21 protein-coding genes and 1 pseudogene are annotated in these 22,680 nt (G+C 53.2%); 5 read left to right on the top strand and 17 right to left on the bottom strand.

Translation table 11 applies throughout. The annotated features are described in order from the left end of the window. Positions 1-115 precede the first annotated feature (115 nt). From RJP21_RS25520 to RJP21_RS25475, 10 genes and pseudogenes are all read right to left on the bottom strand, one after another. Positions 116-316, bottom strand: a pseudogene (locus tag RJP21_RS25520) (manganese catalase family protein); the annotation flags it as partial. 83 nt (positions 317-399) lie between these two features. After that, positions 400-675, bottom strand: coding sequence for a spore coat protein CotJB (locus RJP21_RS25515; RefSeq protein WP_160043323.1), 276 nt, complete (start codon positions 673-675; stop codon positions 400-402). A 125-nt stretch (positions 676-800) separates the two neighbouring features. Then, positions 801-1,025, bottom strand: coding sequence for a spore coat associated protein CotJA (locus tag RJP21_RS25510; RefSeq protein ID WP_310861799.1), 225 nt, complete (start codon positions 1,023-1,025; stop codon positions 801-803). Positions 1,026-1,213: 188 nt separating this feature from the next. Beyond that, positions 1,214-2,245 (bottom strand): sporulation integral membrane protein YtvI, encoded by a 1,032-nt coding sequence (gene ytvI / locus RJP21_RS25505; protein ID WP_310861791.1) that lies wholly within the window; start codon positions 2,243-2,245, stop codon positions 1,214-1,216. 11 nt (positions 2,246-2,256) lie between these two features. Continuing rightward, a complete protein-coding gene (locus RJP21_RS25500) occupies positions 2,257-3,612 on the bottom strand; it encodes a hemolysin family protein (protein WP_310861790.1) in 1,356 nt (451 codons plus the stop codon). Between the two features lie 17 nt (positions 3,613-3,629). Beyond that, the gene (yfkAB, locus tag RJP21_RS25495; RefSeq protein ID WP_310861789.1) at positions 3,630-4,742 is read right to left on the bottom strand and encodes a radical SAM/CxCxxxxC motif protein YfkAB; all 1,113 of its coding nucleotides are present in this window, start codon (positions 4,740-4,742) and stop codon (positions 3,630-3,632) included. Between the two features lie 112 nt (positions 4,743-4,854). Then, positions 4,855-7,092 (bottom strand): MMPL family transporter, encoded by a 2,238-nt coding sequence (locus tag RJP21_RS25490; protein WP_310861788.1) that lies wholly within the window; start codon positions 7,090-7,092, stop codon positions 4,855-4,857. 12 nt (positions 7,093-7,104) lie between these two features. After that, on the bottom strand, positions 7,105-8,178 hold the full coding sequence (locus tag RJP21_RS25485) for an HD-GYP domain-containing protein (protein ID WP_310861787.1): 1,074 nt from the start codon (positions 8,176-8,178) through the stop codon (positions 7,105-7,107). Between the two features lie 170 nt (positions 8,179-8,348). Beyond that, positions 8,349-9,176: an undecaprenyl-diphosphate phosphatase gene (locus RJP21_RS25480; RefSeq protein WP_310861786.1), complete on the bottom strand. Its 828-nt coding sequence runs from the start codon at positions 9,174-9,176 to the stop codon at positions 8,349-8,351. 23 nt (positions 9,177-9,199) lie between these two features. Continuing rightward, the gene (locus RJP21_RS25475) at positions 9,200-10,636 is read right to left on the bottom strand and encodes a bifunctional metallophosphatase/5'-nucleotidase (RefSeq protein ID WP_310861785.1); all 1,437 of its coding nucleotides are present in this window, start codon (positions 10,634-10,636) and stop codon (positions 9,200-9,202) included. 136 nt (positions 10,637-10,772) lie between these two features. Here RJP21_RS25475 and RJP21_RS25470 point away from each other — a divergent pair, with 136 nt between their 5' ends. After that, entirely contained in the window at positions 10,773-11,495 is a 723-nt protein-coding gene (locus RJP21_RS25470) for a molybdenum cofactor biosynthesis protein (RefSeq protein WP_160043231.1), read from the top strand. A gap of 91 nt (positions 11,496-11,586) precedes the next feature. Beyond that, positions 11,587-12,636, top strand: a complete 1,050-nt coding sequence (locus RJP21_RS25465) for an HD-GYP domain-containing protein (RefSeq protein ID WP_310861784.1) — start codon at positions 11,587-11,589, stop codon at positions 12,634-12,636. Between the two features lie 184 nt (positions 12,637-12,820). On the opposite strand, the gene sufB is transcribed toward RJP21_RS25465, so the two are convergent. The 6 genes from sufB to RJP21_RS25435 form a co-directional block, all read right to left on the bottom strand. Beyond that, positions 12,821-14,218 (bottom strand): Fe-S cluster assembly protein SufB, encoded by a 1,398-nt coding sequence (gene sufB / locus RJP21_RS25460; protein ID WP_160043229.1) that lies wholly within the window; start codon positions 14,216-14,218, stop codon positions 12,821-12,823. Positions 14,219-14,239: 21 nt separating this feature from the next. Next, the gene (gene sufU / locus RJP21_RS25455; RefSeq protein WP_310861783.1) at positions 14,240-14,671 is read right to left on the bottom strand and encodes a Fe-S cluster assembly sulfur transfer protein SufU; all 432 of its coding nucleotides are present in this window, start codon (positions 14,669-14,671) and stop codon (positions 14,240-14,242) included. After that, positions 14,671-15,882: a cysteine desulfurase gene (locus tag RJP21_RS25450; protein WP_160043227.1), complete on the bottom strand. Its 1,212-nt coding sequence runs from the start codon at positions 15,880-15,882 to the stop codon at positions 14,671-14,673. Before RJP21_RS25450 ends, sufU begins: the two co-directional genes overlap by 1 nt. Continuing rightward, positions 15,879-17,180: a Fe-S cluster assembly protein SufD gene (sufD, locus tag RJP21_RS25445; RefSeq protein ID WP_310861782.1), complete on the bottom strand. Its 1,302-nt coding sequence runs from the start codon at positions 17,178-17,180 to the stop codon at positions 15,879-15,881. The genes RJP21_RS25450 and sufD overlap by 4 nt, the downstream gene beginning before the upstream one ends. A gap of 22 nt (positions 17,181-17,202) precedes the next feature. Further along, on the bottom strand, positions 17,203-17,985 hold the full coding sequence (gene sufC, locus RJP21_RS25440; protein WP_310861781.1) for a Fe-S cluster assembly ATPase SufC: 783 nt from the start codon (positions 17,983-17,985) through the stop codon (positions 17,203-17,205). 378 nt (positions 17,986-18,363) lie between these two features. Beyond that, positions 18,364-18,825 carry a Dps family protein gene (locus tag RJP21_RS25435; protein WP_310861780.1) on the bottom strand — a complete coding sequence of 154 codons (462 nt, stop codon included), beginning with the start codon at positions 18,823-18,825 and terminating at the stop codon, positions 18,364-18,366. Between the two features lie 284 nt (positions 18,826-19,109). Between RJP21_RS25435 and mtnK the strand changes: the two genes are divergently transcribed. Together mtnK and mtnA are read left to right on the top strand one after the other, a co-directional pair. After that, positions 19,110-20,336 (top strand): S-methyl-5-thioribose kinase, encoded by a 1,227-nt coding sequence (mtnK, locus tag RJP21_RS25430; RefSeq protein ID WP_310861779.1) that lies wholly within the window; start codon positions 19,110-19,112, stop codon positions 20,334-20,336. Then, positions 20,333-21,409: an S-methyl-5-thioribose-1-phosphate isomerase gene (mtnA, locus tag RJP21_RS25425; protein WP_310861778.1), complete on the top strand. Its 1,077-nt coding sequence runs from the start codon at positions 20,333-20,335 to the stop codon at positions 21,407-21,409. Before mtnK ends, mtnA begins: the two co-directional genes overlap by 4 nt. Before the next feature lie 188 nt (positions 21,410-21,597). Here the strand turns inward: mtnA and RJP21_RS25420 are convergent, their stop codons facing one another. Further along, positions 21,598-21,900 carry a YunC family protein gene (locus RJP21_RS25420; RefSeq protein WP_160043220.1) on the bottom strand — a complete coding sequence of 101 codons (303 nt, stop codon included), beginning with the start codon at positions 21,898-21,900 and terminating at the stop codon, positions 21,598-21,600. A gap of 198 nt (positions 21,901-22,098) precedes the next feature. Between RJP21_RS25420 and RJP21_RS25415 the strand changes: the two genes are divergently transcribed. Further along, positions 22,099-22,632 (top strand): hypothetical protein, encoded by a 534-nt coding sequence (locus RJP21_RS25415; protein WP_310861777.1) that lies wholly within the window; start codon positions 22,099-22,101, stop codon positions 22,630-22,632. Positions 22,633-22,680: the final 48 nt, after the last annotated feature.

Genomic DNA, 22,680 nt, shown 5'->3' with positions numbered 1-22,680 from the left:
CTGCACATACAAAAAAACTGTCAGAGGCCATTGGTCTAGACCTGACAGCATGAAAATGTTTGATCTTACGCTTTATCCTAAGCTTCCACGGTCATACCAATGAACGATAACTACAGTGCGCGAATTCCTCCGTGCCGATGTCGTTCAACAAACCGATGACTTTGTCGGGAATCGTGTAACGCTGGTTTAAATAACGCAAGGCCGCCGCCAATTCGCCGTCAGCGCCTCCGTACTGCTCCATCAAATATTTGGCCATTTTCGGATCGCATTTGCTCACCCGAACCGGATACTGAAGCTTTTTCTCGTATACCCACATGGGTCTGGACCGCCTCCTTTAAATATTCCCTCAATTGGGCTTTTGCGCCGGCGCTTTCCTGCGTTCTGATTCGAAACCGCCTGTTACACCTGCCAAGGCCACGGCGTCTCCGGCCATTCGAACGGAAATTTGGAATAGGCGTGGCCAAAATTCATCAGCGGGCCGTACAACTCCTGAAATTTTCTGACCAGGGGGATCCGTTCCTGAGCCAATCGGTTGTACTGCTCGATCCGTTTCAAATCGTCCGGATGGGTGTCCAAATACAGATTTAGTTCGACAAGCGCGAAATCGATCACCTGCAGCTGTTCCAATAGCTCGTAATACTGCCGATCGATCGCTCCCTTCGTTTCCGGCTTCATGCCTGCCGGGCCGACGTTTTCATGCATATGCACGGGGGCGGCGTTTTCGGAATGGATATGGGCGGCGCCGACATGTCCGGGCTGGTTCGCCGGCCCCCCGTTCCGCGGATTTCCTTGTTCAGACATCAGGCTCCTCCTTCCTGCACGTTTCGGTTCGGGCTGTAGGGGCTGAAAAGATTAGGCCACAACGTCCCCCTCGTCAGGGCTTCCTCCAAATTGAATTGCGGCCAATCCCTCGGCTGAAAGACGATATATTGGTTCGGCGGGACGACGTAGGTCCTGTAAGGCAAAGGCGGGCAAGGATCAAACGGTCCAATAAAGGGCTTGTAGACTCTCACCTGGTTGTTCATTTGAACATTCACGATCGGAGCCTCCTTTTGTTCATGTTCAAGCCGACGAATCGTCGGACCCCTCATCGGCTCTTCGTAACATACATATGAGGCATTCGCGGAAACTGAACAAAAATTAACGAAAACAACCAAAAAACTCCCCCGAAACAAGCCGAAACTTGTCCGAGGGAGTCCTTTTTTAAGGCCGCTTAAAATTTGATTTTAATCTGGAATAAACCCGCTTTTCGCACCGCCGAATAAATGATGACCACCAGCGGCCCGATAAAAACGCCGATCACGCCGACAAGCTTGAAGCCGATATACATGCTGATCAGCGCCGATAAGGCGCCGATGCCGACGGAATCGCCAATGATCTTCGGTTCCAGAACCCGCCTTGACACCGTAATGACGATAAACAGCAGCGATAGTCCGAAACCGGTGTAGTTATCGCCGACGATAAACAAATAGACGGCCCAGGGAATAAGAACGGAACCTACGCCGAGAATCGGCAAAATATCCACGAACATCACCAGCAGCGCAATCGCAAGCGGATAATGGATGTCGAGAATGAGGAGGCCCGTCAGCGTGACAACGTACGTAAAGGCGCTGAGAATCATCTGGGCCTGCAAGAAGCCGAAAATCGAGCGTTTCAGACTGTGAAGCACCTGCTGAATCTGCCCCTGCGTCTCATCCTCGAACAAGGATAGGATTCCGGAGCGGATCGCCGGCAAACCAAAGCTGAATAAATACACGGCGACGAAAAAAACGACAAAAAATACGAACGTGCCCGGAATCCCTTTGGCAAAATGGAGAAAGGACGACGACAGCGTGTTGGCAAAGGATTCCGCATATTTCGTGACGTTGGAAAGCAGAGCCCGCAAGCTTTCGGCCAAATCGGGCTGAATCCTGTCAAGCCACCCGCGCGCCTGCGTCATCGTTTGCTGCGCAAAATCGTTTGCCGCCGCGAAATAAGACGGCGCATTCTCCCAATAAGCCACCAATTGGCCCAATACCTGCAGCCCCAGCATGTACACCAGGAGCAGTACAAGAAGCAAAAACAAGGTACATGTGAGGGAAGCGGCCGCCACCCGGTTCCATTTCAGTTTTCCCATCATCATGACATGAACGGGCTCCAGCGAAATGGCGACCAGTGCAGCCAACAGAAAAGGCGCCCCTGCCGTAAACATGACATACAGCAGGGCCAGTCCGATTCCGATGAGAAGCAGCTGTTTCCCTGACACAAGCTCCCCCCTTAATCCCCGTTCTCCGCCTCCGTTCCCTCTTCACTTGGTTCGGCTGCGGTAACGCGGTGGATGTTGACCCGCGTAATCCGGAGTTTCGTCGATTCCTCAACCTCGAACACGTAGTTGGCTACCTGAACTTTCTTGCCCTTCACCGGGTTTCCTTCCAGCTCTTTGAACAACCAGCCCCCGATGGAATCGACTTCGTCATCCTCAATAATGACGCCGGTCAGATCATTGACGTCTTCGATCAGCATACGCCCGTCCACCGAAATGAAATCCTCCTGGATTTCCACGTCGGGCCGTTCGTCCTCGAATTCGTCGTACAGCTCGCCCACGATTTCCTCCAAAATCTCTTCCGCCGTGAGCATCCCGGCCGTACCGCCATACTCGTCCACGACCAGCGTCAGCTGGGCATGCTTTTTCTGCATGAGCCGGAGCACATGGCTGATTTCCATCGATTCGGGGACGTTCAAAATCGGCCGCACCAGCTTCGCCAGCTCTTTTTGATGCTCTTCGTCGGCCAGCAAAAAATCGGTGATATGGACGAAGCCGATGATCTGGTCCTTGTCCTCCACGGCGACCGGATAACGCGAATGTTTGGTTTCGCTGATGATGCGGAGGTTTTCTTCCAGCGTGTTGTTCGTGTACAAGCAATCCATGTCCGTGCGGGGCAGCATGATTTCGCGCGCCAGCAGATCGGAAAATTCGAAGATGTTGTCCATCAGCTTCATCTCGTCTTTGTCGATCACTCCGCTTTTGGCGCTCTGATTCATTAATATGCGGATTTCCTCTTCGGAATGCGCGGCTTCCGATTCCGTTGCCGGCTGTACCCCGAACAAACGCAAAATGACGTTTGCCGAAGCGTTCAGCAGCCAGATAAACGGAAAAAAGATTTTATAAAACAACATCAGCGGACCGGACAGCAGCAGCGCCGCCCCTTCCGTTTTTTGAATCGCCAGGGATTTTGGAGCAAGCTCCCCGAGTACGATATGTAAAAAGGTTATGACGCAGAATCCGAGGATCACCGACACGGAAGAAATGACCGTTTTGTCCGTGATTCCGATCTTGTACATGAGCGGCTGCACCAAGAGGTGCGAGACGGCGGGTTCGCCGATCCAGCCGAGTCCCAGCGATGCCAGCGTAATGCCGAACTGCGTGGCCGACAAATAGGCATCCAGCTTATTGTTTACTTTCAAAGCATAATTCGCCATGCGGTTGCCTTCGCTTACCAGCTGCGTAAGCCGGGACTGGCGCATTTTGACCAGCGAAAACTCCGCGGCGACAAACACCCCGTTAAAGAATACAAGCAGCAAAACTAGGAAAAGGTTGAATAATAGCTTACCTATTTCAAACTCCCCGTCCAAATCCAACGCCTCATTTCTTAGATGATGTTAGCTTGCCTTATGCTAAAATCGGTACCTTTGTAATACATATCCTTCACCAGCAGGTTCGGTCCGCAGCAGCCTGCCGCATCGCAGTGGCAGTTTACGGTTTTGTTCAGCGGGTGATCGTTTTGCCATTTGGCAAAAACATCGTCAAGCTTGCTGTCCCTGATGTTGCCGAATGGCGGAACGTCCGAAAAGTCGGTGACGTAGACGTCGCCGGAAAACAGGTTGACGTTCACGCGGTTCCGTCCGTCCGGGTCATTGCGGACCGTCACGTTCGGTTCGGCTGCCAGACGGCGGATCAGCGCAAGCTCGTCGGAATTGTCGCTGCACGCAAAAAACGGAAGCGTCCCGAACAGCATCCAGATGTCCGGATTTCGCGCATCGAGCAGGGAATGAATCGCATCCCGCGTTTCCGCCAGCGATAACACCGGCAGCGAGGTGGCAAAGTTGGATGCATACATCGGATGGACTTCATGGCGTTTGCAGCCCATTTCCTCGATTAGTTTGTGAATTCCAGCCAGCTTTGTATGCGTCCGATAATTAATCATCGATTCGGCGGAAATAAACATCCCCGCTTCGCTTAATTTTACGGCGTTTTCGATCATTTTATCGTACATGCGGTAGGCCGTTTCCTTCGGAACGGGATGGCTGCTGTTCGCAAAGCCGACCTCATGAAAATCGTCGCCGTTCAAATAATTAAACGAAATATGCATGACGTCCAGATATGGGAGCATTTTTTCGTAGCGGCCGATATCCAGCGTCAAATTCGAGTTGATCTGCGTCCGGACGCCGCGTTCCTTGGCGTAGCGAAGCAGCGGGACGATGACTTCGTTCACCGTTTTTTCGCGGAAGGACGGCTCTCCTCCGGTCAGGCTGATCGTCTCCAGATGTTCGACCTCGTCCAGCCGTTTCAGCATCAGGTCGAGCGGCAAAAATTCCGCCTCCTTCATCACGAGCATATCCCCTACGGCGCAATGTTCGCAGCGCATGTTGCATAAATGCGTGACTGTCATCTCCACGCTTGTCAGAACGTGACGACCGTATGCCCGCAGAGAACGGATCGGATCCCACGGATCGTAGCTTGGCGACAGTTGTATTGTATTCATTTTTTTCCTCACCTTATTTCTTGATTAACCGAGGATTTTGCAAAATCCTGAAACCTTAGTCCCTTATATCATACCATGAAGCGGCAAAAATCTCTCCCCGCCGGCTTGAATCTTACGGCTGCGAGCCTTCGCTACGGACATCCGGACCGTCCTTCCTGGCCAAAAAGGACAACCACCCCGGCAGCCACCAGTTGGCTTTGCCCAACAGCTTCATCAAAGAAGGGACAAGCAGGATGCGGACCACCGTGACGTCAATGAGCACGGAGGCGGTCAGGCCCAAGCCGAGCGCTTTCATCAGTTCGTTATCGGTAAACATGAACGCGCCGGCCACGACCGCCAAAATAAGGGCCGCCCCGGTAATCATCCCCCCGGTTCTCTGCAATCCTATGGCGGTGCTCCGCTCATTATTCCTTTCCTTTTTGTAGGCCTCGACAATCCGTGACAACATCATCACTTCGTAGTCCATGGAAATGCCGAACACTACGCAAAAGATAAGGATCGGCAGCACGGCGAACACGCTGCCCGTATAAGTCACATGCAGCAACCCCGCGCCGTACCCCAGCTGAAATACGAGCGTGACCAGGCCGAAGCTGGCGCCGAGGCTGAGCAAATTCATCGCGACCGCTTTCAGAGGGAGCAGTACCGAGCGGAAGGCCGCAAACAAGATGATATAAGTGAGCAGCAGAACAATGGCAAGGACGTATGGAATCCCGTTTTGAATTCTGTCCATGATATCCAGCTTGTAGGCCGGCGAACCCGTCACGTAAATGTTCATGCCTTCCGGCGGGTTCTGCCGGATTTCACGCACCAGCTTGACGGTAGCAGGGGCATTTTCGCCGTTTTCCGGCACTACCGCGATAACGGCCGCGTTCCCTTTAGCGGCATGACGTTTTGCGATTTCGGATCTCAGTTCGGGGCTGACGCCATCCGCCTCATCCTTGATGTAACCTGCGTAACTTTCGACGCGGCGAACGCCTGGTAGATCTTCAAGCATGGACATATATGATTTCACCAGACGGACGGACCGTGAATCTTCGTAAGGCTCGTTCAGCTCCGCCGCAATCATGATGCTGTTCGCTTCTTTCATGTCGTAGGCCTTTTTCATCAGTTCGGCGCCGTATCTGGAACCGTAAGTCGGCGGCAGCACTTCGGCGGACGGGATGCCCAGCTTCATGTGTATTGCAGGCAGCATCGCCGCAAGCAGTGCGGCCGTAACGCCGATCGCGATCAGCCCGGGGCGGGCCATGATCCATTCGGAGATGCGAACCCATGCCTGGCTGCCGATCCGGCTGCCGTCGTCGGCTTTCCGCCGGATGCGGACGGGAAGAGCGAATATCCGGCGCCCTAAAATGGCCAGCAGCGCAGGAAGAAGCGTGCTTGCCGCAATCACGGATACCAGCACGACCAACATCCCGCCGAGCGCCAGCGACCGAAAAACGGGTAGATCGACCAAGCAAAGCGCGAGGAGGCCCGCCATCACGGCCGCCCCCGAATAAAGCACCGATCTCCCCGCCGTCCGGCACGCCGCCGCAAGCGCCTCCTCCACAGGCCTTTCAGCCAGCTCCTCGCGAAAACGGCTCACCATAAACAACGCGTAATCGATTCCCACCGCTAAGCCGAGCATCGTTACCATATTGGGCAAAAAATTGCTCAAGGCAGCCCCCTGCGCCGCTGCGAAATATAAGCCCCCCATCGTCACCGCTACGCTCCCGATGCCGATCACGACGGGCAGCAGCGCGGCGGGAAGCGTGCCGAACAGAAGCAGCAAAATAAGCAGCGCGGCAGGAATGCCAAACGATTCGGCGCGGACGATGTCATGCCTTACGGCGGTGCTCATGTCGTGATAAACGGCCAAATTGCCGCTAATGTATGTATCGGTGCCGCTGATCCGCGGCACCGCGGCTTTGATCTCGTCAAAATGCCGCAGCGCTTCGCTTGCCGTTTCATTCAGCAGCACCGTATAAGAAATGATGCTATCTTCACCCGCGTTCCGGGTCACCATGCTTGCGTACATATCCTGCACGTACGGCTGCTGCCGCAGGGGGGCCAGCTCCTCCCATATGCGGGCCTGCTCTCCTGAAACGGTCAGGTTTTTGCCCTCCCTGCTTTGCAGCACGATGTCGAGCGAAGCGGCGGACATGCCAAGCTTTTCTTCGAGAAAAGCAATCCCCCGCTCCGATTGGCTGCCGGTCGGCGTAAAACCGCTGTCCTGCAAAAGAGACGGCGTTCTGAACGCAAACATGCCGAGAACAACGATAAAAAAGACCCACGCGATAGCGACCGCCCAACGGTAGCGGAAAATGATGCTCCCCCACTGCCCGCTTGGCGCTATACTCTGTCGCTTCCTCATGGATCTTCCTCCTTAATGCTCAAAAGAAATCGCCGGCTCGGCGGCGCTGTCCACTTCCGTAATGATGACGGAAAGCGACCGCGAAAGGTCTAATTCGTAGGGGACCTTCAAGCTCTGCCCCTCCGCGTCGCCGACAACGCGAACGATCGGTCGATGCGGCGTGCTCGGATGGATGGCGGATACGACGCCCGTTTCGCCCGTGCTTAATTTCACCGTTAATCCGGGCGGATAAATCGCCACCTTATCCCGGAACAACTCCAACTTTTTTTGATCGTATAATGTTCCCGATCCTGTATACAGAACCTCTACGGCCTGATGAGGCAGCATAGCGGGTCTGTACACACGATGCGAAGTCATGGCGTCATAGGAATCGGCCAGCGCCACCCACTGTGCGTATTCGTGTATATCCTTCCCCTGAACCCCCCGCGGATACCCGCTGCCGTTCAGCCGCTCATGATGCTGGAATGCGCAATGGGCGGCTAGCAGCGGGATGTTGGGCTCGTCTTTCAAAATTTTGTATCCGATCTCCGTGTGGGCCTGCATCACTTTATACTCTTCCTCCGTCAGCTTTTGGGGTTTGGCCAGCACCCGCTGCGGAATTTGCGTTTTGCCGATGTCATGGAGAAGCGCCCCGAGGCCAAGCGCCGTCATCTGCTGCTCCGTATAGCCGAACGCAATGCCCAACACAAGCGTGTACACGCATACGTTCAAGGAATGCTTATACAAATAATGGTCGGCCGTATTCATGTCCATGAGCATAATCATGGGCTGCTCCTGCCTGCTGACATCGTTCAAAATCGCTTCCAGCACCTTGGTAAAATCTTTGCCGAGATGAAAATAGCCCTTCGCAATTTTCGAGGTTTCGGACAAACGCTGGAAATTTTTACGGATATTTTGCAGCGCTTGACGGCGGGTTTCCTCATGGAGCATTTCCGGGATGCGGATTCCTTCCGTCAGTTCGTCTTCGATGTGTACGTAACCGATATCCAGCTCCACGAGCCGCCGAATCAGCGGCGGCGTCAGCTCGACGCCGTCGGCCAAAAGCACGACGCCTTCGTCGTTGAATATTTTTTTGCCGATCCTCATACCTTCCTGAAGCCTACCAACGGGTACTAAACGCAAAGCATATCCTCTCCTGCCTTAAATCACGGATGCTGTGGGCGTAAAGCCGTTATCCGTAAAAGTCTCCAAACCATGATTTCCACTGATACCGTTTTACAGGAAAGCCCATCCTTTGCATGTCTCAAACTTACGAATCAGCGCATAATGAAAAGCCAAAACACGATCGCTAAAATAAACCGGTATATCGCGAAATGGGTCAAGCGGATTTTTTGGATCAGTTTCATGAACGCAAGAACGACGACATACGCAACGACAAACGCGAGAATGAATCCGATGGCAAACAAACCAAGCGTGTCTTTCGTCAAATTTTGGTACGAATCGAGCATTTCATAACCCGAAGCGGCCACCATGATCGGAATCGCGATCAGAAACGAGAAATCCGCAGAAGCCTTATAGCTGGCGCCCGACAGCATCCCGCCCGAAATCGTCGAACCCGAACGGGAAAAGCCCGGCCAAAGCACGGATAAAATTTGATAAATGCCGATTAAAAACGCCTGCTTGTAGCTGATGTCATCGATCGTTTCCGCCGTGATTTTCGCCTTCGATTTATTGAACCATTCCGCAAAAATCATGAAAATGCCGCCTGCGACCAAAGCCCATATGACGGTGCTGGCGCTAAACAAGCTTTTGATGAAGTCCCTCGCAAAAAAGGCGACGATCAGCGCGGGCGCGATGCCGATAATGACGTGCAGCAGGTTCAGCTTTTTGTGCGGCGCGATGCGATTTTGCCCCGAATCGATTTTTTTGATCCCGAGCAAATCGAGAATCCGCCGCCAGTAAACGAGCGCGATGGCAAGAATCGCTCCGAGCTGGATGACCACTTCGAACGTTTTCATGGTCGGATCCTGATCGTTGTAGCCAAGCAGCTTCGACGTGAGAATCATATGCCCGGTTGAAGATACCGGAATAAATTCCGTAATGCCTTCCACAATCCCTAATACGATCGCTGTTATTGTATCCATTGCTTCCTCCCCAAGGAAAATCTTTACTTGGCTTCCGCCCATCGGTTTCGTTCGCTTTCGGCAAGGCTTCCCGGACGCTGAAGCTCAAGGCGCAGCAAATCACGCAGAAATTCGGGCAGCAAAAACCGCTGATTCCGCCCCATCGCAAGCGATTCGTATCCAATGCCAAACGTGAACATATCGAGCGTTCCAACCTCGTATTCCTGCTCGTCCTGCAGCCTTTCTCCCATGTATGTAATTTCGACAATCCTATCATAAGGGATTCGGCCCTTATCGTACAAGACTTCCAGACCATCAACCGCCACATTTCCCAAAATCTCCCCGCGAAATCCGAAGCCCCGGATCTCCCGGCCCCAAAAATCGGGCAGCAAACTTTCTTCCAGCGCGTTCCGAATATCCTTGCCTTTCAGCATGACGACGCAAGCGTTCACCGGGGACGGGCACAACGTATGGAGCAGCCCGGCCGAAATTTCCCCTTCAGGCAGCGGACCAAGCAGTTGCCCCGTGTTGACGATCGAAATGCCTGTCCCGGTAAACCTGCGGACGGCCTGAGCCAACAGATTCCCGAACGCGGATTCCGACGTATGATCGAGCGGCAGCGGCCGGTCGGTCGTTGCGACCGTCTCGCTTAGCGTTTCTTCGGCATGTTTGCGATGAAGGCTTAGCGCCTTGCTGACGGTTTCGTCCACCATGTCCGTATCGACCGGAACACAACCTCCTTCCGTCATCCGGTAACCGCCGTCCGGCTGCAGGTCCATTCGGATTTTGCCGACATAGTCCCCGAACTTTCCTGCCGCGCAAACGGCCGTATGGCCGATCAGGAGCGGTTTTTCGAGCAGGTGGTGGGTATGTCCGCCCAGAATCGCATCGATCCCCGGAATCCGTTCCGCAAGCCGCTGATCCGTCGCCAGTCCGAGATGGGACAACAAAATAACGATATCCGACTGAGGGCGAAGCAGCTCCACCTCTCTTCGGATCGCCGTTTCGGGATCCAGCGCTTTAAGGCCAAGCAGATCGTAAAAGGCCGAAAACGGCGCCGTCGCGCCCGTGATGCCGATTTTGGCGCCTCCTTTTTCGATGATCGCGTGCGTTTTCATCCAGGACGGGGGTTCGCCGGTCGCTTCCTCCAGCATATTGCAGCAAACCACCTGTGCCTGCAGATCGGCGTACACCTTAGCCAAATCTTCCGGCGTCAACGTCAATCCTTCGTTATTCCCGATTGTAATCGCGTCGTAGCCGGTCAAATTCAGCAGATCAACGTTAACTCCGCCCATCGTACCTTCGGTTTCCACCGCCGAGCGGTCCATATGGTCTCCGACATCCACCAGCAAGAGCGGGTTTCCGTTCGCCTCTTCCCGCTGCCCGGCTACATAAGCAGCAATAGGACTGACCTTGTCAAAATGGCTGTGTATATCGTTCGTGTGCAAAATCGTGATCGTTTTGGGCTTGTTGCGCTCCATAAGCTAAAGTCCTTCCTTTCTCGCGCAGGTGCAATATCGCTGACAAAAGCGGGTCTTCTAAGGGATAAGCATAACATTTTCATGACGGATATGGTATATTGGTTAGACATGAACATCATTGGTTGAGGTGAAAAATATGCAGCTTCGCATTCAATTATTTGCCGGTCTGGCGGAACGCCTGCACACCCGGGTGCTGGACTATACGGTTGAACGGTCCGAAATAACCGCCGACGAGCTGAAGATAGAGCTGTCCCATTCGTTTCCGGAGGCTGCCTCGCAGATCTCCGTTTCTTTTGTTGCCGTAAATCAGGAATATGCGCCAGGAGACTTCCTTATTACGGAAGGGGCCGAAATTGCCCTCATCCCGCCGGTTTCCGGCGGCGACGGCCAGGCTCACGTTGACGCCGCTTCCAAGGACGGACGATTTTGCATTACGGACCGGCCTCTGTCGGTTGAGGAAGTAACAAACAAAGTGCTGCATCCCAATCATGGGGCCACCCTTTCCTTTGTCGGCACGACGCGGGAGATGACCGGGAGCCAGCGCACGGTCCATCTGGAATATGATGCATACATTCCCATGGCGCTTTCCCAACTGGAAGCGATCGGCAAAGATATTGATACCCGCTGGCCCGGAACCTTATGCGCGATTTCGCACCGGGTCGGCAAAGTCGACGTTCAGGAAGCCAGCGTGATTATCGCCGTTTCGACAAGCCACCGTGCCGATTGCTATGAAGCGAGCCGATATGCCATCGAAAAATTGAAGCAGTCGGTCCCGATTTGGAAAAAGGAAATTTGGGACGATGGTTCCGAATGGAAGGGGCATCAACAAGGGCCGTGGGACCCAACCGCAAGCCTTTAAGTCTAACATATTGGCATTGTCAATCCATTTTTTTCTTGATATGATAGCAGGTAACAGATGTCGAATTTTGAAGAAATGGAGTGACGATTGCTTGAAAGTGCATGTCACAGACTTAAAACCAGGCGACCGGCTGGCGGCGGACGCATTCAGCGAATCAGGACTTCACGTGATGCAAAACGGAACGCCGCTGACGGAAGAAGATATCCGCAAGCTGATGAAGCACGGCGTGGACTACGTGGATATCGAGCCTGCCGTCCAGCAGCCCGCGGTCACGATGATTCACTCCCAGCAGATGGAGCTCTTGCAAAAAACAAAGCCCTATCTCGAGCAAGCCGTGGACGGATTCGAATCGATGTACTTGGAAGCGTTAACTACCGGCAGGTTTAACGAAACCATGGTTGATGATATCATGGAGCCCCTCGTCGATCAATTGAAGGAGCATAAAGACATCGTCTCCCTCATGCTCTGCATTGATCAAAACGACGATTATACATATCACCATTCGATGCAGGTCGGCATTTTATCTTATTATATTGCATCCTGGCTGGGATTTTCCAAGGAAGAAGCTTACGAGGCCGGTCGGGCAGGGTATCTTCACGACATCGGCAAATGCCAAATTCCCGGAAGCCTGCTGAACAAGCCCGGCAAACTGACTCCGGAAGAATTCGAAATCATGAAAAAGCATACGGTTTACGGGCACGATATCATCCGCGATTCGTCCCCGGACACCATTCCGGCGCTTGTTGCGCTTCAGCATCATGAACGCGACGACGGCAGCGGGTATCCCCACGCCATCGAGAAAAACGAGATTCATCCGTTCTCGAGAATTACGGCGGTGGCCGACGTGTTCAGCGCCATGAGCATGAACCGGGTATACCAATCCAAACAGGAGCTGCTGACCGTTATGCACGAACTTCACACCATGAGTTTCGGAAAACTGAGCGCCAACGCCACCCAGGCTTTCATCCGCCACATGCTCCCAAATTTCATCGGCAAAAACGTCATTCTCTCTACCGGAGAAAGAGGCACGATCGTCATGACCAACCCCGCCGACTTCTTCCGCCCACTGGTGAAAACCGAAACCAGCTTCGTGGATTTATCTTCCCGGCGTGACATCGGAATCGACCAAATTTTCCTGTAATATATATATCGCTATTTTATTCAACGTGTCCCGGTCAAACTTTGTCCGGACACGTTTTTTTACGCCTTAAGTAAAAGAACGGCCCATCCCTAATAGCTGAACTTCCACAAAAAAATACGTACCCGAGGCGCCAAACCGCGAAGGTCCGGCACAACGGATACGTATTTGGGTAAAGGTGAACGGATTAACCGATCGAACCTTCCATTTCGAATTTGATCAGACGGTTCATTTCAACCGCATATTCCATCGGCAGCTCTTTCGTGAACGGCTCGATGAAGCCCATGACGATCATTTGCGTCGCTTCGGCTTCGGTCAGGCCGCGGCTCATCAGGTAGAACAGCTGATCTTCGGATACTTTCGAAACCGTCGCTTCGTGTTCAAGCACGATGTTGTCGTTTTTGATTTCGTTGTACGGAATCGTATCCGATGTGGACTCATTGTCCAGAATCAGCGTGTCGCATTTGATGTTAGCTTTCGCTCCGTCGGCGTTGCGTCCGAAGGAAGCCAGACCGCGATAGGTAACTTTACCGCCGTGCTTGCTGATCGATTTGGACACGATCGTGGAGGTCGTATCCGGAGCGAGGTGAATCATTTTCGCGCCGGCATCCTGATGCTGGCCTTTGCCCGCAACCGCGATCGACAGCACCATGCCTTTCGCGCCGCGTCCTTTCAGGAGAACTGCAGGATATTTCATCGTCAGCTTGGAGCCGATGTTGCCGTCAACCCATTCCATGGTTGCATTTTCTTCGGCAACGGCACGTTTCGTAACGAGGTTGTAAATGTTTGGCGCCCAGTTTTGGATCGTGGTGTAGCGCACGCGTGCATCCTTTTTGCAGATGATTTCCACGACCGCGCTGTGCAGCGAGTTGGTGCTGTAGATCGGAGCGGTACAGCCTTCGACGTAATGCACGAAGCTGCCTTCGTCCGCGATGATCAGCGTACGTTCGAATTGTCCCATGTTTTCGGAATTGATCCGGAAATAGGCTTGCAGCGGAATTTCGCATTTCACGCCTTTCGGAACGTAGATGAAGCTTCCTCCGGACCATACCGCGCTGTTCAAAGCGGCGAATTTGTTGTCGGATGGAGGAACAACGCTCGCAAAATGCTCCCTGAAAATTTCAGGATGCTCTTTCAGCGCCGTGTCGGTATCCATGAAGATAACGCCCTGATCTTCCAGATCCTTTTGCATGTTGTGGTATACGACTTCGGACTCGTATTGGGCGGATACGCCGGCGAGGAATTTTTGCTCCGCTTCCGGAATGCCCAGCTTGTCGAAGGTTTCCTTGATTTCTGCAGGAACCTCTTCCCACGTCTTTCCTTGTTTTTCGGAAGGTCTTACATAGTACTGGATATCGTTGAAGTCCAACTCGTCAAGGTTGCCGCCCCATTTCGGCATCGGCATTTTTTCGAACTGTTCAAGCGACTTCAGACGGAATTCCAGCATCCATTCCGGTTCGTTTTTAATTTTGGAGATCTCGGTGACGATTTCGCGGGTCAACCCTTTGCCGGTTTGAAAAACCGCTTTGTGTTCGTCGCGGAACCCGTATTTGTACTCTTCTATTTCAGGGGCTTTTTTAGCCATGGGTTTGAACCTCCCTATCAATTAATGATCATGCTGTTTCTCGTCGATCCCTTTCCGCAGCGCATTCCATGCCAAGGTGGCGCATTTGATGCGGGCCGGGAACTTGTTTACTCCGGACAGGGCTTCAATATCCTCGTAGTCGTCGAAATGGACGTCTTCCCCTTGCATCAGCGCGGAGAACCGGGATGCCAGCTCCTTGGCTTCCTCCACCGATTTGCCTTTGACGGCTTCGGTCATCATGGAAGCGGAAGACATGCTGATCGAGCATCCTTCCCCCGTATATCTCGCATCCTGTACGATTCCGTTATCCACCTTGAGCTGCAGCGAAATTTTGTCGCCGCATGTCGGGTTATTCAAATCAACTGTTACGGTTCCGTCTTCGAATTTTCCCCGGTTCCGCGGATTTTTGTAGTGGTCCATAATCACGCGCCGGTACAAGTCATCAAGTTGCATTAGCCAAAATACTCCTTTGTCTGGATTAATGCGCTGATCAGACGGTCCACATCTTCTTTCGTATTATACAGATAAAAGCTTGCGCGTGCAGTCGAACTTGCTTCCAGCCAGCGCATCAGCGGCTGGCAGCAGTGATGTCCGGCACGAATCGCGATGCCGCTGGCATCCAGAACCGTGGCCACATCATGCGGATGCACCTCTCCGAGATTAAACGTGACCAGCCCGACCTTCCGTTCGCGCGGACCGTACAGCTTCAGGCCGTCAATCTCGGACAGGCGGTCGACCGCGTACGCGGCCAGATCATGTTCATGCGCCGCAATGGCGTCAAGCCCGATGCTTTCGAGAAAATCGATGGCTGCCCCAAGCCCGACGGCTCCGGCAATAATCGGCGTTCCTCCTTCGAACTTCCAAGGGAGCTCCTTCCAGGATGAATCGTACAAACCGACATCGTCGATCATTTCGCCGCCGAATTCCACCGGCTCCATCGCTTCGAGCAGCGCTTGTTTCCCGTACAAAACGCCGATCCCGGTCGGACCGCACATCTTATGGCCGGAAAAAGCATAAAAATCGCAATCCAGGTCCTGAACGTCCACCTTCATATGCGGGGTGCTCTGAGCTCCGTCAACGACCATGACAGCCCCGTGACGGTGCGCCAGAGCGGCGATCTCCTTCACCGGATTAATGACGCCCATGACGTTGGAGACGTAAGCCATCGTTACGATTTTCGTTTTGTCCGATACGACTTTTTCAACTTCCGGCAAAGTCACCGAACCGTCTTCCTGCAGTTTAACATATTTAAGCACGGCGCCGGTGGCTTTTGCCACCTGCTGCCATGGAATGAGATTGCTGTGGTGTTCCATCGGGGTCAAGACGATTTCATCGCCTTCGGCCAAGATGGAGCGGGCGTAAGACGAAGCAACCATGTTCAAGGAAGTCGTCGTCCCGCGCGTAAAAATGATTTCTTTCGTGCTTTTGGCATGAATGAATTTAGCCACTTTCTCGCGTGCGCCTTCATAAGCATCGGTAGCACGGCTGCCGAGCGTATGCACACCCCGGTGCACGTTCGCATTATCGTATTCGTAATAATGCCGCAGCGCTTCAATGACGGCCAGCGGCTTCTGGGAAGTCGCCGCGCTGTCCAGGTAAACCAATGGATGGCCGTTAATCTCCTGCTTCAGAATCGGGAACTGCTCGCGAATGGCGTTATTCATTGTCCCAACTTCCTTTCGATGACGGCTTGCAGCTGCTTCTGCAGGCTTTCCATCGGAACTTGGGATACGACAGGCGCCAGGAATCCGTAAATGATAAGGGATTCGGCGATTTCGCGGGAGATGCCGCGGGACATCAGGTAGTAGATTTGTTCCTGATTGACCTGGCCTACCGACGCCGCGTGACCCGCTTTAACGTCGTCCTCGTCGATCAACAGGATCGGATTCGCGTCGCCGCGGGCTTTCGGGCTCAGCATAAGCACTTTTTCCGTTTGCTGGCCGTCCGATTTCGTCGCGCCTTTTTCGATTTTCGTAATCCCGTTGATGATGGCCGACGCTTCCTCGCGCATAACGGCGCGGGTAATCATCTGGCTCTCCGAGGATTTGCCGAAGTGGTTGGCGCGTGTCGTATAGTTCAGCTTCTGGGATCCGGAACCGACCGCGATGACTTTCGAGTCGGATGTCGAACCGTTTCCTTTCAGCACCGAATACGTATCGCTAACCGTGTCGCCGCTGTTCATTTCGCCGACGATCCATTCCATCGACGCATCGTTTTCAATGACCGCGCGGCGGTAGCTCAGATCCGTAACGTTCGTTCCCATTTGGTGAATGGTTGCATAGCGGACCTTCGCCCCTTGCTTGGCGAATACTTCGACGGCCCCGTTGTGCGTAACCGCTTGGTTGCCTTCGGAAACGTAATTGTCCACGTAGGTGACCGAACTGTTCACGTCGGCGATGATCAGCACATGCGGCGCAAACGTCGCTTCGCCGTCATCCGTAAGCAATACGGCCTGAAGCGGTACCGTTACTTCGACGTTTTTCGGAACGTAAAGGAACACGCCTCCGTTCCAAATCGCGGCATGAAGCGCGGCCACGGAGCTTTCGTCCGCTTTTACCGCGGTATGCAGATGGGCTTTGACAAGCTCCCCATGCTCATTTGCCGCCGTTTGCAAATCGGTGAAAATAACGCCTTTTTCGGCAAGCTCCGGCGCAAGTTTCGTGTAAACGACTCCGGAGTTGCGCTGGATCAACAGGCTTCCGGATTCCTGATCCTGAACCAGCTCCTGAATGGATGCCGGAACCTCCGCCAGCGATGTCATGCCGGCATTTTCTTTATAGCTTCCGTAATTTTGAATGTCCAAGCGTTCGATTCTCATTTTCTCGAGCTTGGGCAGCTCCAGATTGGCGGCAAGCTCCAAGGCCTTCAGGCGATTTTCCGTAAGCCAAGCCGGTTCTTGTCTTTGTTTGGACAATTGGCTGAGGCTGTCCGCGTTCACCGGAAGAATGGTTTGTGTCGTCATTTCGGTTTCCTCCTTCCGTTTTTTACGCTTCTTGACCTACAGTCTCGTCTTCGATGCCAAGCTCTTCCTTCACCCAATCGTAACCTTCGGCTTCCAGGCGCTCTGCAAGCTCAGGACCGCCGGATTTCACGATACGCCCTTGCATCATGACGTGGACGAAGTCCGGTTTGATGTAGTTCAGCAGGCGCTGATAGTGGGTAATGATCAGGAATCCGCGGTCGTCGCTGCGCATGGCGTTTACGCCGTTAGCCACGATTTTGAGCGCGTCGATGTCAAGGCCCGAGTCGATTTCGTCCAAGATGACGATGTTTGGCTCGATCATCATCATTTGCAGAATTTCATTCCGTTTCTTTTCGCCGCCGGAGAAACCTTCATTCAGGTAGCGGTGCGCGAATTCCGGATTCATGTCGAGTTCTTTCATTTTCGCTTCCAATTGACGGATAAAACGGATCAAAGAAATTTCTTGACCTTCTTCACGGCGGGCGTTAATGGCGCTGCGCAAAAAGTCGGAGTTTGTCACGCCCGTAATTTCGCTCGGATACTGCATCGCCAGGAACAGACCTGCGCGTGCGCGCTCGTCGACTGCCATTTCGAGCAAGTCTTCCCCGTTCAGCGTTGCGCTGCCGTCGGTGACTTCGTATTTAGGATGCCCCATCAGCGCGGAAGCCAAGGTACTTTTACCGGTACCGTTCGGACCCATGATGGCGTGAATCTCTCCGCCCTTTATTTCGAGGTTGATTCCTTTCAGAATTTCCTTACCTTCAATTTCCGCTTTAAGGCCTTGAATCGAAAAGTGAGTAGCCATGTACGTTATTCCCTCCGTTAATTTGTTTTACCGAAATCAGACAGTCTATTTAAACAGGGGACCTTCCCTGATTTCAAGCAATCATAATTATCAATTTAAAATGAATCTAAACTGATTCTCACTGATTATCAATAATTCTATAATAAATACAGATTCATATCAACCTTCGCGCCGATGATTCCCCGAAATAATCGCAAAAGCAGGCCTGGCCTACAGCCAAGCCTGCTTATATATTCGCATTTCTCCCTTTTCGATGGGCAAAGCCGTCTTTTCCTTCGCGAATTACCGGAACCCTCGCCGGGTTCCCTGATAATATATTATGGAAGCTTTTCGGTTTTTTCAAAAACGGGGTTACTCCCTTCGAAAAGCTCTCCCGGCTTATCCGAGGTAGGAGCGCAGCATCCACATATGCTTCTCGAGATCGTTTTTGATTTTGATGAACAGATCTCCCGTCGGCTCGTCCCCTGCTTCGTCGGCAACCCGAATGCCCTCATGCAGCTCTTCGGAAACCGTCGCAAAATCCTCGATCAAGGTCTGCACCATTTGACGGGCATCCTCTTTGCCGGAAGCTTCCTGAATGGTGGCCAGCTCCAAATATTCTTTTATGGTTGCGGCCGGGCTTCCTTTAATCGTAAGAAGACGCTCGGCGACCTCGTCCATCTTGAGCGTAACGTCGTCGTACAGTTCTTCGAATTTGGCATGCAGCGTAAAAAAATGTTCCCCTTTGACGTACCAGTGGTAGTTGTGAATTTTCACGTACAGGACGTTCAGGTTCGCTACTTCCTGGTTCAATATTTGCTCAAGCGTTGTCGGTTTCGTTTTTGCAGATGTTTTTGCCATGAAAATCCCCGCCTTTTCTTTAAAATAATCGGCTCGCGCGCCAAACGCCCGCAAAGCCGCTTGCAATCCACATGTACAGGCTTTTTGGCCGGCATGCCGCCGCCTTTTGCCTTTGTTCATATATTACCCTGCCGCCGCCCGCATGAAACAAAAACGCGCCATCTTTCGGATGGAAATCTGTGCATGCAAAAAAATGTACAAAAAACCGCTGACATCCGATATACTGGATAATACCAAGCGATTAAGTTGGGTTTATTCGTTTTTACTTAGCGGAGGTGACTTTTGTGTCCAATTATCATCCACTCACGTTCGAAGAAGCGATCTCTTTCGCCCGCAGCATTCCGGGTCATTTTCCTGCAGACGCCAAGCTTGATTGCCAAGAAATCGGCGACGGGAATTTGAATCTGGTTTTTCATATTACGGACCAAAACGGCGGCAAAAGCATCATCATCAAACAAGCGCTGCCTTATGCGAAGGTTGTCGGCGAATCTTGGCCGCTGTCCCTGGACCGCGCCAGAATCGAGCGGGAAGCCCTTCAGCTGCAATACGGCCTCTGCCCTGGGCTTGCTCCGGAAGTGTATGCTTTCGATGATGAGCTTGCCGTTACCGTGATGGAGGATTTGAGCGATCATACGATTATGCGCAAAGGTCTCATTGAAGGCGCAGCCTATCCGCTTTTTGCAGGCCATATCGGCGAATTTCTGGCCAGAACGCTGTTTTTCACGTCCGATTTGGCCATGAACCCGCAGCATAAAAAGGAGCAGGTCAAAAAATTCATCAATCCCGATCTGTGCAAAATTACCGAGGATCTCATTTTCGAGGATCCTTACAAGCTGTCGGACAATAACAACTATCCGGAATATCTGGAGGACGAAGCCCAAGCCTTGCGGGAAGACGGGGCTCTTCATCTCGAGGTGGCGCTGCTGCGCGAAGCCTTCCTGACCCGCACGGAAGCGCTCTTGCACGGCGATCTGCATACCGGCAGCATTTTCGCAACAGCGGAATCAACCAAGGTCATCGATCCGGAGTTCGCTTATTACGGGCCGATGGGCTTTGACGTCGGGGCCATCATCGCCAACCTTCTGCTGAACTACGCCTCCCGGCCGGGGTGGACGAAGGACGCGGATGCCCGCCGGGAGACGGAGGAGCGGCTTCTTCGGATGGTGTCCGACATCTGGACCGAATTCGAAACGCGCTTCCGCAAGCTGTGGAACGAAGAAGCCAAAGATCCGATGGCGGGTGCCCCGGGTTACCAGGATCTTTACGTAACCAAAGTCCTCCGGGATACGGCAGGGTTCGCGGGCTGCAAAATAATCCGCCGCATCGTCGGCCTCTCCCACGTCGCGGACATCGACACCATCGAAGACCAGCGGCTTCGCGAGGAAGCGCAGCGCAAAGCGCTGGCCATCGGCAAGCAGCTCGTGAAAAACCATCGCGGCGTGAACAGCGGCGACGATATTCTACGGCTTGTGAAACAAGCGGTACAACCATTCGAAGGAGCGGTACGATGAACATTCAGGAATCGACGCAAAAATATGATCAACCGCTGACCTCGGTTCGATGGGAAGGGGACTCGCTGCGGCTGCTGGATCAGCGTCTTCTTCCCGAGACCATCGACATGAAAAACCTGACCACACCGGAAGAAGTATGGAAAGCGATCCATTCCATGGTGGTTCGCGGCGCGCCGGCGATCGGCATCGCTGCCGCGTACGGCGTCGTTCTCGGCGCCAAACAATACACGGGCGGGGACAAGCTTGAATGGCTTCAGCAGATCGAACAAGTATGCGCCTATCTGGCCACCTCCCGCCCGACGGCCGTCAACCTGTTCTGGGCGCTGGACCGGATGAAGAACAAGGCCTCCCGCCTTGCCGCATCGGAGGACGGCATATCCGGATTCTACGGCGCCCTCCTCGCCGAAGCCGCATCGATTCAGGCCGAAGACGAAGAAGTCTGCCGCCTGATCGGGGAGCATGCGCTGCCGCTCTTGTCCGACGGCATGGGCGTCCTGACGCACTGCAATGCGGGCGGGCTGGCTACGGCCAAATACGGCACGGCAACCGCGCCGATGTATCTCGCCCATGAAAAGGGCATGAAGCTGAAGGTTTACGCGGACGAGACGCGTCCCGTGCTTCAAGGCGCACGCCTGACCGCATTCGAGCTGCAGCAGGCCGGCATTGACGTAACGCTGCTTTGCGATAATATGGCCGGCATGGTCATGTCCAAAGGATGGGTGCAGGCGGTGATCGTCGGCACGGACCGCGTTGCGGCCAACGGCGACGTCGCGAACAAAATCGGCACCTACAGCCTTGCCGTTCTGGCCAAAGCGCACAACATTCCGTTCTACGTCGCTTGTCCGCTGTCCACGATCGATCTGAACACCGCGTCGGGCGAGCTGATTCCGATCGAGGAAAGGCCGGAGCATGAGATTACGGAAGGTTTCGGCAAAAGAACGGCGCCTCAGGGCATCAAAGTGTACAATCCGGCATTTGACGTGACGCCAAACGAATGGGTCACCGCCATCATTACGGAAAAAGGCATCGTCCGCGCTCCTTATAAAGATAACCTGGCCGCCCTTTTCCGCTAAAATACCGATAAGCCATCGTTGCTATCAGAGACCGGCTGACACAAAAAAAACCAGTCCTTAGCTGAACTGCACCCCAATTGTTAGACACCATCTAACATTGGGATTGCAGTTCACTTAGCGGGGGCTGGTTTTTGATTTGCGGCTGTTCCATCACTTGCTTCGCGAAAATCTATGACTATCGAACCACGCTACAGCATTTTAAGAAGCGCTTCATGTCCGGGCATGCCCGGAACGATACCAAGGGCGGCAGCTTCCGTTGTTACGGATTCGAGCGGCGACTCCAGCAATTCCTTGAGCGTCCGAACACCTACCGCCCTTCCGGCGATGATTTTGCGGTCTCCCAGGCGATCGTTCAAAAGCCCGACGTCAAGCGCCCCGCACATGATGTACCCGCGCGAGGTGCTGATCGTGAGCAGGGTGGTCTTGGGCAGCTTTACCTCAACTCCGACAAGGGTTTGCCCTCCGACCGAAATAGGCTCCATCGTCACCATAGGCTCACACCTCCCTTATAGGATAAATGCTCAGAATATGTGTATTCGTACATGGAGCTTCGCGTGTAGGCGTCCTTCACGCACTTAGGAATAAAGTTATGTCCGTATCCGACATTAGGACTATTCACGCTTACATGTTCGTGATATTATTTATACAGTTTGAGAGTTATTTTGCACATGGTATAGGCTGGGGGAATTATGGAGAATAAATCAAATCAAGAAGATTCAGGGTATTTGTTTAACGTCGATATCCTGGTGAAAAGCAGATCAAACGCGCTTGCGCTGCAAGCCATGATCGAAATGTTGAACGGATGCGAAAGCATCGCCGATTTCCGGATCAAATCCGGTATGGAGCTAGGGCAGCTGATCGAGTCTATGCTTCGGGAAAAACGGAAATCGCTCATTCATAAGTCAGAAGCACCGGCGGCGTCGCCTTTACCTGACGGCCACACTCAAAAATCAAAGACTGGACAACCGGCGAAAAGCCCCAGCTCCCCCGCTGAGAAAAAAATGAGTTCCGCGGATTACAGCTCCCAGCTGTATGAATGGATTACGGAATGCATCCGCGATAACCGGCTGACCCGGTTGACGACGAGCCGCGGCGGACAACCGACGAGCATGCCTTGCCGCATCCTGAATTTCGATGAAACCAATCAGCTGTTGAACGTTTACCATGTCGACGAAAAGCAGGTCTATTCGTTTAAGCTTAGCGAGATCATCGAAGTCGTCTGAAACGTGCAAAGCCCTTGGCCATCCGGCATACGGAAGGTGCAAGGGCTT

It is taken from the genome of Paenibacillus sp. VCA1 (assembly GCF_031583795.1).
Lineage (GTDB): Bacteria > Bacillota > Bacilli > Paenibacillales > Paenibacillaceae > Paenibacillus_AQ > Paenibacillus_AQ albilobatus.
This window is presented reverse-complemented; position numbering and strand designations above follow the sequence as displayed.